At 68.7% G+C, this 14136-nt stretch carries 13 protein-coding genes; 8 read left to right on the top strand and 5 right to left on the bottom strand.

All coding sequences use genetic code 11. The features are described 5' to 3' along the window. Nucleotides 1-115: 115 nt before the first annotated feature. The 4 genes from ACE3TE_RS08750 (at nucleotide 116) to ACE3TE_RS08735 (ending at nucleotide 7357) form a co-directional block, all read left to right on the top strand. Nucleotides 116-2143, top strand: coding sequence for a DUF1302 domain-containing protein (locus ACE3TE_RS08750; RefSeq protein WP_374604110.1), 2028 nt, complete (start codon nucleotides 116-118; stop codon nucleotides 2141-2143). A gap of 17 nt (nucleotides 2144-2160) precedes the next feature. After that, a complete protein-coding gene (locus ACE3TE_RS08745; RefSeq protein ID WP_374604108.1) occupies nucleotides 2161-3528 on the top strand; it encodes a DUF1329 domain-containing protein in 1368 nt (455 codons plus the stop codon). 90 nt (nucleotides 3529-3618) lie between these two features. Further along, entirely contained in the window at nucleotides 3619-4848 is a 1230-nt protein-coding gene (locus tag ACE3TE_RS08740; RefSeq protein ID WP_374604106.1) for a WD40/YVTN/BNR-like repeat-containing protein, read from the top strand. A 10-nt stretch (nucleotides 4849-4858) separates the two neighbouring features. Beyond that, complete coding sequence (locus tag ACE3TE_RS08735; RefSeq protein ID WP_374604104.1) at nucleotides 4859-7357, top strand: RND family transporter; 2499 nt, start codon at nucleotides 4859-4861, stop codon at nucleotides 7355-7357. A gap of 82 nt (nucleotides 7358-7439) precedes the next feature. Here the strand turns inward: ACE3TE_RS08735 and ACE3TE_RS08730 are convergent, their stop codons facing one another. Beyond that, nucleotides 7440-8327, bottom strand: a complete 888-nt coding sequence (locus ACE3TE_RS08730) for a DMT family transporter (RefSeq protein ID WP_374604102.1) — start codon at nucleotides 8325-8327, stop codon at nucleotides 7440-7442. Between the two features lie 37 nt (nucleotides 8328-8364). Between ACE3TE_RS08730 and ACE3TE_RS08725 the strand changes: the two genes are divergently transcribed. Continuing rightward, on the top strand, nucleotides 8365-8853 hold the full coding sequence (locus tag ACE3TE_RS08725; protein ID WP_374604100.1) for a hypothetical protein: 489 nt from the start codon (nucleotides 8365-8367) through the stop codon (nucleotides 8851-8853). Nucleotide 8854: 1 nt separating this feature from the next. Here ACE3TE_RS08725 and ACE3TE_RS08720 read toward each other — a convergent pair whose 3' ends face one another. Beyond that, nucleotides 8855-9751, bottom strand: a complete 897-nt coding sequence (locus ACE3TE_RS08720; RefSeq protein WP_374604098.1) for a phosphoribosylaminoimidazolesuccinocarboxamide synthase — start codon at nucleotides 9749-9751, stop codon at nucleotides 8855-8857. 93 nt (nucleotides 9752-9844) lie between these two features. Between ACE3TE_RS08720 and ACE3TE_RS08715 the strand changes: the two genes are divergently transcribed. Genes ACE3TE_RS08715 through rpe form a run of 3 tightly spaced genes read left to right on the top strand, consistent with a single transcriptional unit; the run spans nucleotide 9845 to nucleotide 11206 of the window. After that, complete coding sequence (locus ACE3TE_RS08715) at nucleotides 9845-10207, top strand: cytochrome c (RefSeq protein WP_374604097.1); 363 nt, start codon at nucleotides 9845-9847, stop codon at nucleotides 10205-10207. Beyond that, the gene (locus ACE3TE_RS08710; RefSeq protein WP_374604095.1) at nucleotides 10204-10530 is read left to right on the top strand and encodes a DnaJ family molecular chaperone; all 327 of its coding nucleotides are present in this window, start codon (nucleotides 10204-10206) and stop codon (nucleotides 10528-10530) included. The genes ACE3TE_RS08715 and ACE3TE_RS08710 overlap by 4 nt, the downstream gene beginning before the upstream one ends. Nucleotides 10531-10537: 7 nt before the next feature. Next, nucleotides 10538-11206 carry a ribulose-phosphate 3-epimerase gene (gene rpe / locus ACE3TE_RS08705; protein WP_374604094.1) on the top strand — a complete coding sequence of 223 codons (669 nt, stop codon included), beginning with the start codon at nucleotides 10538-10540 and terminating at the stop codon, nucleotides 11204-11206. On the opposite strand, the gene ACE3TE_RS08700 is transcribed toward rpe, so the two are convergent. The 3 genes from ACE3TE_RS08700 to ACE3TE_RS08690 all read right to left on the bottom strand — a co-directional run bounded on the left by ACE3TE_RS08700 (nucleotide 11169) and on the right by ACE3TE_RS08690 (nucleotide 14136). Then, complete coding sequence (locus ACE3TE_RS08700; RefSeq protein WP_374604092.1) at nucleotides 11169-11843, bottom strand: class GN sortase; 675 nt, start codon at nucleotides 11841-11843, stop codon at nucleotides 11169-11171. The two genes, rpe and ACE3TE_RS08700, sit on opposite strands and share 38 nt — an antisense overlap. Continuing rightward, nucleotides 11840-12022 (bottom strand): hypothetical protein, encoded by a 183-nt coding sequence (locus tag ACE3TE_RS08695; RefSeq protein ID WP_374604090.1) that lies wholly within the window; start codon nucleotides 12020-12022, stop codon nucleotides 11840-11842. The genes ACE3TE_RS08700 and ACE3TE_RS08695 overlap by 4 nt, the downstream gene beginning before the upstream one ends. A gap of 83 nt (nucleotides 12023-12105) precedes the next feature. After that, nucleotides 12106-14136, bottom strand: a complete 2031-nt coding sequence (locus ACE3TE_RS08690; RefSeq protein WP_374604089.1) for a marine proteobacterial sortase target protein — start codon at nucleotides 14134-14136, stop codon at nucleotides 12106-12108.

The following is a 14136-nucleotide window of genomic DNA, read 5'->3' as shown; positions in this document are numbered from 1 at the left end:
TTCCTAACGAACAATTAATATGCCTAGAGGAAATGCTCTAGAGTCTGGGGGGAGCCAGATAGCCATGAACAACGCCCGGAAACCGCACCGTCGACCTGAACCCGAGGAAGCACCCATGAAGAAACTGCATTCAAACCACGGGCGGGTCGCTCGTGCCCGCCTGGCCGCCGCCGTCGCGCTCGGCCTGCTGATGGCCCCGGCCGCCCAGGCCATCGAGTTCACGCGTGGCGAACTCCAGGGCAGCTTCGACACCACCGTGTCCTACGGTTACGCCTGGCGCGTCGAGGACCAGGACGAGGACCTGATCGCCAAGTCCTGGTTCAACCCGCTGCTGTGCACCCAGAACGTGCCGCTGGGTCCGATCCCGGTCGGTCCGGGCCGCTGCACCAGCACCGGCGGCGTGCCGGGTTCGCAGGCCCAGATCGACGCGATGGGCCGCTTCTCGGCCAATCGTGACGACGGCAACCTCAAGTACGACAAGGGCGACGCCATCTCCAGCGCGGTCAAGCTGACCTCCGAGCTCAGCCTGAACTGGCGCGACTGGGGCATGTTCATGCGCGCCACGTACTTCCACGACTTCGAGAACGAAGGCCGCGACGATCTCACCGAAGAAGCGCAGGACCGCATCGGCCAGCGCTTCCGCATGCTCGACGCCTTCGTGTTCAAGAACTTCTCGCTGGCCGACGACGGCAGCCTGGCCGGCACCGTCCGCCTGGGTCGCCAGGTGGTCAGCTGGGGCGAGAGCACCTTCATCCAGAACGGCATCAACGTCATCAACCCGGTCGACCTCTCGGCGCTGCGCGTCGCCGGCGCCGAGCTGCGTGAAGCCTTCCTGCCGATCGACATGCTTTACGGCTCGATCAGCCTGAGCGACAACGTCTCGCTCGAGGCGCTGTACATGTTCGAGTTCGAGGAAATCGAAATCGATGCCGCCGGCACCTATTTCAGCGCCAACGACTTCGCCACCCCGGGCGGCACCTACGTGATGCTGGGCTTCGGCACCACGCCGCAGCCGGTCTACAACCCGGAGCGCTTCTTCAGCACCTGCTACAACGGCCCGGCCGGCTACGCCACCTCCGACCGCTTCGCCGACCTGGCCGGCATCTACGGTCCGGCCACCGCCGCCCAGATCATCGCCATCGGCTGCGGCAACGCGGTGGGCCGCCTGCCCAACCGCAACGCCCGCGACGACGGCCAGTTCGGCCTGGCGCTGCGCTGGTACGCCGAGGCGCTGAACGAAACCGAGTTCGGCTTCTACTTCCTGAACTACCACAGCCGCGTGCCGCTGCTTTCGGGCCGCGCCGTGAACAACCCGCTGGTCGGCGCCGCCTCGGGCCGCTTCTTCGCGGAGTTCCCGGAAGACATCCAGATGTACGGCATCAGCTGGAACACCACGCTGCCCGGCGGCGTCGCCTGGCAAGGTGAGGTCAGCCACCGCCCGAACATGCCGCTGCAGGTCGACGACGTCGAGCTGCTGTTCGCGGCGCTGACCCCGCTCAATCCGTTCATCCCGGTGCCGGCGCTGCAGTTCAACAGCCAGCTCGGCAGCTACGCGCTGGGCCAGGAAGTGCGCGGCTGGCGTGAACACGAAGTCAGCCAGGTGCAGATGACCTTCACCAAGCTGTTCGCCGACGTGCTCGGCGCGAACCAGCTGGCGGTGGTCGCCGAGCTGGGCGGCACCGAGGTCTGGGACCTGCCCAGCCATTCCGAACTGCGTTACGAAGGTGAAGGCACCGACACCGGCGGCGGCTGCGACGTGGGCGACTCGCTGGCGGCTGGCTTCCCCGGTGCGGGTGCGCTGGCCTTCGGCTGCATGCGCAACCCGCAGACCCTGGGCGGCGGCTTCCCGACCGCGTTCTCCTGGGGCTACCGCCTCGCGGCGCGCGCCGACTACAACGGCGCCTTCGGTTCGGCGCTCACGCTGTCGCCACGTGTCGCCTTCAACCATGACGTAAGCGGAACGACCCCGGGACCGGGCGGGAACTTCATGGAAGGTCGCAAGTCCCTCACCCTGGGCCTGGAGGCGAACTACCTGCAGCAGTGGGTGTTCGACCTGAGCTACACCTCGTTCAGCGGGGCGGAGCAATATAACCAGATCCACGACCGCGACTTCGCGGCGTTCACCGTCAAGTACTCGTTCTGAGCCCAGGAGGCATACGGATGAAGATGAACAGGAAACACGCACTTGCCCTCGCGGCAGGCGCCGTCCTTGCCGCTGGCACCGGAATGGTGCAGGCCGCGGTCAGCGCCGAAGAAGCAGCCAAGCTGGGTCGTGAACTGACCCCGGTTGGCGCCGAGAAGGCCGGCAACGCCGCCGGCACCATCCCGGCCTGGGACGGCGGCATCACCCGCCCGCCCGCGGGCTTCCGCGTCGGCACCTTCCACATCGACCCGTACGCGGCCGACAAGCCGCTGTACTCGGTCACCCGCGCCAACCAGGCGCAGTACGCCAACGTGCTGAGCCCGGGCCAGAAGGCGATGTTCGCCAAGTACCCGACCTTCCGCATGGACGTGTACCCGACCCGCCGCAGCGCCTCGTTCCCGCAGCGCACCTACGAGTTCACCAAGCGCAACGCCACCCAGTGCAAGCTGGTTTCCAACGGCGAAGGCGTGCAGAACTGCGCCGAGGGCATCCCGTTCCCGATCCCGCAGAACGCCTACGAGGTCATCTGGAACCACAAGCTCAAGTACAAGGGCCTGTCGGTGCTCAGCTACTCGAACCAGGCCGCGCCCACTGCCAACGGCAACTTCACGCTGACCAAGGTCCGCGAGGAGCTGCTGGGCCTGTACTACAAGCCGGGCAACACCTCCGAGAACATCAACAACATCCTGCTGTACTTCAAGCAGGAAGTGCTCGGCCCGGCGCGCCTGGCCGGCCAGGTGCTGCTGGTGCACGAAACCCTGAACGCGGCCGCCGCGCCGCGCCAGGCGTGGGTCTACAACCCGGGCCAGCGCCGCGTGCGCCGCGCCCCGAACGTGGCCTACGACAACCCGGGCACCGCCTCGGACGGCCTGCGCACCAATGACATGACCGACATGTTCAACGGCGCCATGGACCGCTTCAACTGGGAGCTGGTGGGCAAGAAGGAAATGCTGGTCCCGTACAACGCCTACAAGGCGCACAGCGACAAGACCAAGGTTGCCGACCTGATCCGCCCGGGCCACCTCAACCCCGACCACATGCGTTACGAACTGCATCGCGTGTGGGTGGTCGAGGCCAAGCTCAAGGAAGGCATGCGCCACATCAACAGCCGCCGCACCTTCTACGTGGACGAGGACAGCTGGCAGATCATGCTGATCGACCACTACGACGGCCAGGGCAACCTGTGGCGTTATTCCGATGCTCCGTCGGTGAACTACTACGAGGTCCCGACCTTCTGGTCCACCCTCGAAACCCACCACGACCTCAAGTCCGGCCGCTACATCACGATGCTGCTCGACAACGAGGACAAGGTGCGCGACTTCGGTTACCAGAGCACGCCGGCGAACTACTCGCCGCAAAACCTGCGTACCGCGGGCGTTCGTTGATCCACGCTTGAAGAAAGACCAGCCGCGCCCGAAAGGGCGCGGCTGCGTTGAGGGGCCCGCGCGACGCGGGGAAGCCGGAAGGGGGAGATGATGTCGAGCAAGCCATTCAACCGCACGCGCCTTGCGGGTGCCCTGCTGCTGGCGATGCTGCTGCCGCTGGCGGCACAGTCCCAGGATGCCGAAGCACCCGCGGCCGACGAGATGCCCGAAGAAGTGATGCCCGGCAGCGCCGAACCCGTGGAGGCCACCGCCTCCGACGGCGCGCAAGGCAGCGCGGCCAGCGTGGATCCGGCGGCGCTCGATGCCGAGATGATGCCGCGCGCCAGCCAGTCGCTGCTGCTCGACGTGGTGCAGACCGCGGCCGGTTATTTCGTCGTCGGCGAGCGTGGCCACGTACTGATCTCCGAAGACGGCAGGGAATGGAAGCAGGCCCCGGTGCCCACGCGCTCCACCCTCACTTCGATCACCAGTGCCGACGGCGTGCTTTGGGCCGGCGGCCATGACGGCGTCATCGTGCATTCCACCGATGGCGGCCAGACCTGGACCCGCCGGCGCATGCAGGTCTGGACCCCCGACTACGCCGACCCGCTCGACGGCGTGCCGGTGATGGACATCCTGATGGTCGACGGCATGAACGGCTTCGCCGTCGGTGCCTACGCGATGTTCCTGGAAACCGCCGACGGCGGCGTCACCTGGACGCCGCGCGGCATCATCAACTACGACGAGCCCGAACCCGCGCCGGCGGAACCGGTGGCGCAGGAGCCCGTCGCCGACGAACCGGCTGCCGAGGCCCCCGCTGCCGACGACTGGACCTTCGACGCCTCCGACCTCGAGCTCGAGGCCGAGGCCGACCCGCACCTGTACGCCATGGCGCGCACCGACGAAGGCCACCTGGTCATCGCCGGCGAACGCGGCGCCTTCTTCCGTTCGACCGACGGCGGCCAAAGCTGGGAACGTGACCGCCTGCCCTACGAGGGTTCGATGTTCGGCGTGCTGTCCTTCGGCGGCGGCCATCTGCTGGTGCACGGCCTGCGCGGCAACGTGCTCGAATCCCGCGACCTGGGTCGCACCTGGACCAATGTCGACACCGGCGTGAACACCTCGCTGATGGGCGGCCACGCGCTGGCCAACGGCGGCGCGATCCTGGTCGGTGCCAACGGCGTCGTCCTGACGCGCCCGGACGCGGATTCACCGTTCACCGAAACCCGCTTCGAGATGGCGAACGGCGAAACGCCGAACCTGACCGGGGTCCTGCCGGCCGGCGATGCCGGCTTCATCGTGGTCGGCGACAAGGGCGCCGGCTTGTTCCGCCCGCAGTAAGGGAGTTCCCATGAGCCTGCCCAACAGCCAGCCCGGCCCGTTCGCCCGGATCGCCGAGAAGATCGTCTTCGCGAACCGGCCGGTCATCCTGGTCCTGTTCGCCCTGATCACGCTGGCGATGGCGTATTTCGCCAGCCAGCTCGAGGTCGATGCCGGCTTCAAGAAGCAAGTGCCGCTGCAGCACGAGTACATGCAGACCTTCCAGGATTACGAGGCCGAGTTCGGCGGCGCCAACCGCGTGCTCGTGGCCGTGATCGCGAAGGACGGCGACATGCTGGACCAGCAGTTCATGTCGACGCTGGAAAACGTCACCAGCGACGTCATCAACCTGGCGGCGACCGACGACGCACGCGCCCGCTCGCTGTTCACGCCGAACGTGCGCTTCATCGAAGTCGTCGAGGACGGCCTGTCGGGCGGCAACGTCATCCCGCAGACCTTCACGCCCAACGTCGAAGGCTTCGAGGCGCTGCCCGAGGACTTCGAGCAGATCCGCAGCAACATCATCAAGGCCAACATCGTCGGCCGCCTGGTCGCCAAGGATTTCTCCGGCGCGATGATCTGGGCCGACCTGATCCCGGAAAGCGACGTCAACAAGCTCGACTACCAGGAGGTCGCCGACCAGTTCGAGGCGATCCGCCAGAAGTACGAAGACGACAACCACAGCGTGCACATCATCGGCTTCGCCAAGATGGTCGGCGACATCAGCGACGGCGCGCGCTCGGTCATCAAGTTCTTCGCGCTGACGATCGGCTTCACCTGGCTGCTGCTGTTCCTGTACTCGACCTCGGTGAAGCTGGCCTCGCTCACCGTCGCCGCCGCGCTGGTGTCGGTGGTCTGGATGCTGGGCGCGCTGCAGCTGATGGGCTTCGGCATCGACCCGATGAACATGCTGACGCCCTTCCTGATCTTCGCGATCGCGGTCAGCCACGGCGAGCAGATGATCAACCGCTTCCGCGGCGAGATTTTCTTCGGCGGGCTGGAAGAGGGCACCGTCGACGAGCTTCGCGCAAGCGCCAAGAACGCAGTCGAGCCGCTGGAAGCCGCGCGCCTGTCCTTCCGCATGCTGCTGATCCCGGGCACCGTGGCCCTGCTGGCCGGCTGCATCGGCTTCGGCGCGATCATGGTGATCCCGATCGACATGGTGCGCGAGCTGGCGATCACCGCCACCGTCGGCGTCGCCCTGACCATCCTCACCGACCTGGTGCTGCTGCCGGTGCTGCTGAGCTACACGAAGCTGCGCAACCTCGACCGCAAGCGCGAGTTCCGCCTGCGCCAGCTGACCCGCTTCGACCGCATCTGGGCCGCCCTGTCGCGCCTGAGCCGGCCGAAGGTGGCCTGGCTGGTCGTGGCCGTCGGCGTGCTGGGCTGGTTCTTCGCCTGGCAGCACGGCAACAAGGTGATGATCGGCGACGCCCAGCAGGGCGTGGCCGAGCTGCACGCCGACGCCCGCTACAACCAGGACGCCGTGCTGATCGCCGACCGCTTCGCGCTGGGCGTGGACATCCTCAACGTCATCGCCGAAGCCGGCCCCTCGGCCTGCACCACGTCGTATGCGGCGATGGAAACCATCGACCGCTTCGCCTGGCACATGCAGAACGTCGAAGGCGTCGAGCAGGTGATCACGCTGCCGGCCGCCGCCAAGATCGTCAACGCCGGCTGGAACGACGGCCTGGGCGCCTGGCGCGTGCTGCCGCGCGACCCGGACACCCTGCGCCAGGCCACCCAGAGCTTCGAAACCGACTCGGGCCTGCTCAACAGCGACTGCAGCGCGATCCCGATCACCATCTTCACCTCCGACCACCGCGCCACCACCATCGACCGCGTGGTCGCGGCGGTGAAGCAGTTCCGCGAGGAGAACGGCGCCTACGCCGAGGGCAACCTGCGCGTGCGCCTGGCGGAACAGGCCGCGAACGAGCCGGGCTTCACCTCCGACCAGGTCAACCTGCGCCTGGCCACCGGCAACGTCGGCGTGATGGCCGCCACCAACGACACCGTGCGTGCTTCCGAGCACACCATCCTGTACCTGCTGTACGCGGCGGTGTTCGTGATGTGCCTGATCAGCTTCCGCAGCCCGCTGTCGGCGCTGTGCATCCTGCTGCCGCTGGTGCTGGTGACCGAACTGGGCCACTCGGTGATGGTGGAACTGGACATCGGCATGAAGGTGAACACGCTGGCCGTGGTCGCCCTGGGCGTCGGCATCGGCGTGGACTACGGCATCTATATCTTCGCGCGCATGCGCGAGGCCATGCAGACGCCGGGCCGCACCCTGTCGGAAAGCTACTTCATCGCGCTCAAGACCACCGGCATCGCTATCTTCTACACCGCGCTGACGCTGGCGGTGGGCGTGGCGATGTGGATCTTCTCCGAGCTCAAGTTCCAGGCCGACATGGGCATCATGCTGACCTTCATGTTCATCGTGAACATGATCGCCGCCATCGTCTTCCTGCCCGCCCTGTGCCGCCTGCTGCTGCGGCCCGGCGAAAAGGACACCTGGACCCCGCGCCTGTAGGGAATTGGGGACAGGTACGTTTCTGGCTAATGGGGACAGGTACGTTTTGGCTTCACCAAAACGTACCTGTCCCCTCTCTACGCTAGAGCTCCTCGGCCACCGGCGCCGCCCGCGCCTTGGCCTGCGATCGCAGCGCGATCAGCAGGATCCCGGCCAGGGTCATGGCGCCACCGACCAGCAGCTTCGGCCCGGGCCGGTCGCCCCAGAAGGCGATGCCCAGGCCGGTGGCGAACACCGGCGTGAGCAGCAGCCAGGGCATCACCTTCGCGACGGCGTGGCGCTGCACGAGGCTGTAGTAGATGCCGTGGCCGATGACCGAGGCGACGATGGCCGCGTAGGCCACGCCGGCCCAGGCGCTGCCCGACACGCCACCCAGCTGGCGGATGGCGCCAGGCTCCAGCCACAGGCTCAGGCCCAGTAGCGGCAACACGCCGACCAGTGCGATCCAGGCCTGCAGGCCGTAGCGCGTGACGCCGCCCAGGCCGCGCATCAGCACCGTGCTGACCGCCAGGAAAAACCCCGAGGCCAGCATCAGGCCCAGCGACAGCGGGTTGTCCAGCACCAGCGGGTCGAAGCCGAGGACCAGCACGCCCCCGAAACTCAGGCCAATCGCCGCACCGGTGCGCCACGCGAAGCGCTCGCCGAGGAAGGCCCAGGCCAGCAGCACCGAAAACGGGATGTAGCTCTGCATCACGATCGAGGGGGAGCTCAGGTCGCCGGCCAGCTTCAGCGCCCAGAAGCTCAGGCCGAAGTGCAGTACCCCCGTGCACAGCGTGATCGCCAGCAGGCGCGGCCATTGCCCGGGACCCGGTCGCCGCAGGAACGGCGCCAGCAGCAGCACCAGCAGCGCCAGCCGCAGGGCAGTGAACAGCAGCGGCGGCAGTTCCTGCAGGGCCGTCGCCGAGCCCAGGAAATTGCCGGCCCAGGCAACACAGACCAGCAGGGCCAGCAGGATGTCGCGAACGGGCATGGTCGGGACCGGATCCGGAAACCGTTAGTATGACCCGATGCAAGCGTCCAGCCTCGCCACCGTCGTTTTCGCCACCGCGCTTTCCTGGGCGGTTTTCCTGCTTCTTGCCGCGCTGGTGCTCAAGCTGTCGGTGCAGCTGGCCGCGAACCTGCGCGCCGGCTACTGGCGGCTGGTCGCCGTGCTCGCCGTCACGTCGGTGCTGATGCTGTTCGTGCAATGGGCCACGGGCGCGGCGTTGGGCCTCGGGCCCGAGACGATGCAGCAGGTCCGCACGGCCGAAGTCGCCGCCGTGCCGACCCTGGCAAGGGCCGTGCTGGGCACGGGCATCGTGCTCACCGCCGCCTGGCTGCTGCTTGCGCTGGGCCTGGACCTCGCCGTCCGGCGCCCGGACGGCTCCCGGATGGGTTACGGCCGCGCCCTGCTGGCGGCGCTGCTGGCGATGGTGCTGCTGGTGGTCGTCGGCATCGCCATCGGCGTGGTCCTGGGCCTGCTGGGCCTGGGGTCGCTGGTCGTCCCGGCCGCCTGACTCAGTCGATCCGCAGGTCGGCCAGGCGCTCCAGGGCCTCGGCGTACTTGGCCCGGGTGCCTTCGATCACTTCGGGAGGCAGGCGCGGGCCGGGCGCGGTCTTGTCCCAGTCCAGCGTTTCCAGGTAATCGCGCACGAACTGCTTGTCGTAGCTGGGCGGGCTGGTGCCCACCTCGTACTGGTCGGCAGGCCAGAACCGGGAACTGTCGGGCGTCAGCATTTCGTCCATCACGTGCAGCACGCCGTTGTCGTCCAGCCCGAACTCGAGCTTGGTGTCGGCGATGATGATGCCGCGCTCGCGCGCATACCGGGCCGCGAACTTGTAGATCTGCAGCGTCGCCGCGCGGATCTGTTCGGCCAGGTCGGCACCGACCTGGGCGACCATGGTGTCGAAGCTGATGTTCTCGTCGTGTTCGCCCACGGCGGCCTTGCTCGAGGGCGTGAAGATCGGCTGCGGCAGGCGTTCGGCCTGGCGCAGGCCGTCGGGCAGGCGGATTTCGCACACCGCGCCGGTGCGCTGGTAGTCCTTCCAGCCGCTGCCGATCAGGTAACCGCGCACGATCGCCTCCACCGGCACCGGCCGCAGCTTCTTGGTGACCACCGAGCGCCGCTCGTACAGCGCCAGGTCGCTGCCTTCGGGCAGCACCGAGGACACCGGTTCGTGGGTGAGGTGGTTGGGCACCAGGTGGGCGGTCTTGTCGAACCAGAAGTTGCTGATCTGGCACAGCATCTCGCCCTTGCCCGGAATCGGGTCGGGCAGCACCACGTCGAAGGCCGAAAGGCGGTCGCTGGCGACCATCAGCAGGCGCTTGCCCGGCAGTTCGAACACGTCGCGGACCTTGCCGCGATGGAGCAGGGGCAGGCCGGGAAGCTCGGCGGTATGCAGGGTGGTCGGCACGGGCGTCTCGTGAACGGGACCGGGCCGGCCATTGTACGACTCTGGCGGCCCCGGTGCGCGCCGGGCTGCCGGACCGGCTGCTAGAATCCGCGCATGCTCCGACCATCCCTCATCCTGGGCCTGGCGCTGGCCCCGCTGGTGGCCTGCGCCGACGGCCGGACCGCCGCGCCGGCGCCGGCAAACGCCGCGTCCGGCGGCCTGCCCGAACGCCCCGCCAAACTGGGCCTGTGCGCCTCCTGCCACGGTGACGACGGCACCAGCCGGATCGCCGGCACGCCGCACCTGGGCGGGCAGGACCGGATCTACCTGGCCCGTTCGCTGGCCGCCTACCGCAGCGGCGAACGCCGCCACGAGCCGATGACCAGCCTGGCCAATGCCCTGCAGCCCGCCGACATCGAGGCGCTGGCCGCCTGGTATGCGGCCCAGCCCGGTTTCGTCGGCGGGGGCCAGCGATGAGGTGGTACGGGAAGCTGTTCGGCTTCATCGCCGGCTGGCTGCTGCTGCGCCACCCGGCCGGCGCGGTGCTGGGCCTGGCCCTGGGCCATGCCTTCGACGCCGACTGGTTCCGCGCGAAGAAGTACGACCCCTACGCCGTGCTCGGCCTGACGCCCGAAGCGAGCGAAGCCGAGATCGACCGCGCCTATCGCCGGCTGATCACCCAGTACCACCCCGACCGCCTGGGCGGCATCGCCGAAGACCTGCGCAAGCAGGCCGAGGAAAAGGCGCGCGAGATCAACCACGCCTACGACCGCATCAAGAAGCTGCGCAACAAGCACTGAGGCCGCCATGTCCGACTGCATCATCGCCCCGTCCATCCTGTCGGCCAACTTCGCCAAGCTGGGCGAGGAAGTGGACGCGGTGATCGCCGCCGGCGCCGACTGGGTGCACTTCGACGTGATGGACAACCATTACGTGCCCAACCTCACCATCGGCCCGCTGGTCTGCGAGGCGCTGCGCAAGCACGGCGTCACCGCGCCGATCGACGTGCACCTGATGGTCAAGCCGGTGGATCGCATCATCCCGGACTTCGCCGCCGCGGGCGCCAGCGTCATCAGCTTCCATCCCGAGGCCAGCGAACACGTGCACCGCACCGTGCAGCTGATCAAGGCGCAGGGCTGCCAGGCCGGGCTGGTGCTGAACCCGGCGACGCCGGTCGAGGTGCTGGACTACGTGCTGCCCGAGCTGGACCTGGTGCTGCTGATGTCGGTGAACCCGGGCTTCGGCGGCCAGGCCTTCATCCCCTCGGCGCTCGACAAGCTCAAGCGCGTGCGCGAGCGCATCGACAAGCTCGGCAAGCCGATCCGCCTGGAAATCGACGGCGGCGTGAAAGCCGACAACATCCGCGCGATCGCCGCCGCCGGCGCCGACACTTTCGTCGCCGGCTCGGCCATCTTCAACGCGCCCGATTACCGCGAGGTCATCGCGAAGATGCGCGCGGAAGTGGCCGCAGCGTAACCAGGTAGCGCAGCGGTCCGCGCGGCGCGGTGGCGTCGAAGGGCCAGCAGGTGACCAGCAGCAGCTGGTCGAGCTTGCTCGCGGCGATGCGCTCCTTCCTGGAATCGGCCACGCGGGTCCCGATGACTTCATAAAGACGAGGGCCTGCGCGGCCCTGCAGTTCCAGCACGTCGCCCTGGCGCAGGTCCTGCAGCCAGCGGAAATGGGTGTCGCGATGGCCGCTGATGACCACGGTGCCTGCTGCGCCGGGCGTCGCGCTCGACTCGGCCCAGCCCGGCCCAAAAGCCAGGCTGCGGCCACTGTCTCCGGCCAGCACGATCTGCGAAATGCCCAGGCGCGGCGCCGCCAGCTTCGCCACCGCATGGGTGTCGGCCCAGGGCCAGGGGCGATGCGTGCCGCCGTCGGCCAGCGACTGCCGCCAGGTCGTTTCCAGCAGGCCCTGCGCCAGCGCCGCCTTGGCGGGAAGCCAGGCCGCCTGCAGGCCCAGCGCGAGGGCCGCCACCAGCAGGGCCCGGGCCAGCCAGCGGCGGGCCGGCGCGGCGCTGCCGCGAAGGCCGCGCGGCCGGGGTGCAGGCCGCCGCGATGGTGGGACTTCCGTGTCCCGAGGGTGCATCCGTGATGTGGTCGCGAAGTTCACCGCGCCTCCTGCGCGGCCTTGGGGGAAGGCAGGGGAAACGGGCGCCGCCGCAGCAGCGGGCTGGCGTCGGCCGGCACGAAGAACCAGTGCATGTGCGCCAGCGCCGTTTCGGTCGAACGCCGGCCCGGCTCGGGCGCCGGGGCAGGAAAGCGACTGCGGTTTTCAACGATCAGGACCATGTCGGTGTCTCCTTGCGTGGGTGTAGGAGCGCCTTCAGGCGCGAATCTTTTGCTTCGCTTTCAGCGAAGAAGGGCTTCGCGCCTTAAGGCGCTCCTACAGGGGAAATCTGCCTCGCCCGGAGCATCAGCAGGCTGCCGAGCAGCAGAACCGCGGCGAGGATGAGGTCGCGTTGCCAGCCCGTGCTGCCCTGGGCGAAGGCGAGGCTGCCGGCAGGGGTGGCGTTCGCGAGCTGGGTGCTGCCGAGGCTTTCCCCGGCCGGGCGCGCCGGGGTTTTATCAATGGCGACCAGGCTGGTGTAGCTGCTGACCAGGCCGTGGCGAAGCGCGACATCGACGATGGCGGGGCGCAGGCTTTCAATGTCGCCACCGCGGCGCAGTTCGTCTTCCAGCGCATCGATGCGGGCCCGGCCCCAGAGTCGCGCCACGCCCGGCGCCGGCAGCGACTTTTCGCTACCCAGCGACAGGCGGCGCGACCAGGGCTGCGGCGACAGGCCGCGCACGGTCGCGATGCCGTCGATCCGGTCCAGGCGCGCGACCACCTGCACGGCCTCGCCCTGGTAAAGGTCGGGAATGCGCGCGGGATAGGCCTCCGCGACGCCGGGCCAGTCGACCTGGATGTCGCGCATCGCCGGGCGGTCGAGCTTCGCCAGCAGGCCGTCCATCTTTTCCGCGACCTCGTTGACGTCGCGCACGGCCACGCTGGTGCCGCGCCCCAGTTCTGCGGCCTTGCGCAGGAAGTGGCCGTTGGGCGCGCTGCCGATGCCGACCGGGAACAGCCGGCTCTTGCCCCGTCCCGATTCGATGAAGCGCAGCAGCTGGTCCTCGTTGCCGATCGCAGCGTCCGTGGCCAGCACCACCTGGCGCAGGTAACCCTCGGGCGCGTGGTCGGCGAAGGCGGCGACCAGCGCAGGCAGCATCTCGGTGCCGCCCTCGGCGCGCAGCGCGCGCACGAAGGCGCGGGCGCGGGCCACGTTGCCGGGTTCGGCCGGCACCGCATCGGCGAACAGCAGCTCGAAATCATCGTCGAAGCGGATCACGTTGAAGCGGTCACCGGGGCGCAGCCGCGCCAGCGCGCGGTCCGCGGCTTCGATCGCCTGGGCCATGGACGCGCCCGACATCGAGCCGGAGTTGTCGATCACCAGGATCAGTTCGCGCGGCAGCGGCGCCACCGGCAGGGTCGGCGGCACCAGCATCAGCAGCGCGTAGTCCTCGCCGGCCACGCGGTCCAGAAACACGGCGCTGCGCGGCGCCTTGCTGGGCACGGGCTCCCATTCGAGCGCGAAGTCGCGGTCGCTGGGCTCGACCAGTTCGGCCAGCTCCACGCGGTGCCGGCCCTCGTGCCCGAACACGCTGACGGCATGGGTCGGGCTTTCGACGCGCTGCAGCGGCAGGCCGGCATCGATGTCGGCGATCAGGGCCACGGTCGGGCCGGCGGCAATGCCGCGATCGACGGCGGTCGCGGCGGCGGGCAGTGTATCGGGCGCGCTGGCCGCCATCGAATGCATCGCGAAGGACGCCTCGGGCGACGGCGCCGGCAGGTAGCGCGGCGTCAGCGTCAGCGGCAGGCCCAGGGAAAACACGCCATCGCGGTAGGCCACCGGCTGCCAGTAGCGCACCTCGATCTCGATTTCCTCACCGGGGCCGATATTCGCCACCGCGGTCTGGAACAGGTTCGGACGGTTCTGCGAGACCAGGCTGGCGCGCTGGCCGGCGGCGGCCGCAGCCTCGTAGGCGGCCTTCGCATCCTCCTTCTCACGGATTTCGCCCTCGACCAGGCGGTCCCCGATGCGCAGCGTCAGCGCGCCGACAGCCGCGTTTTCCGGCAGCGGCAGCAGGTAGCGGCCTTCGCGCCACTGGCTGGAGTCGTTGCGGTAGGTCTGGCGCACCGACACTTCGGCCATCAGTCCGTGCACCCGCATGTGCACGCTGGTGTCCATGGCCAGGGTAGCCACCCACTGGCCGTTTTCCTCGAACAGCAGGCCTTCCGGGTCCTCCCCGGCCACTGCAAGCAGCGGCAGCAGGGACAGCAGCAGGCCGGCCAGCCAGCGGCGGCTCCAGCCTGCGGCGCGCAGCGAGAGGTAGAGACGGGGTTTGCGGGTTTCGCGCTCGGTCAT

This window comes from Arenimonas sp. (assembly GCF_041919775.1).
In the GTDB taxonomy this organism is placed as follows: Bacteria; Pseudomonadota; Gammaproteobacteria; order Xanthomonadales; family Xanthomonadaceae; genus Arenimonas.
Note: the sequence above shows the minus strand (reverse complement) of the source record. Positions and strands in the feature narration are given on the sequence as shown.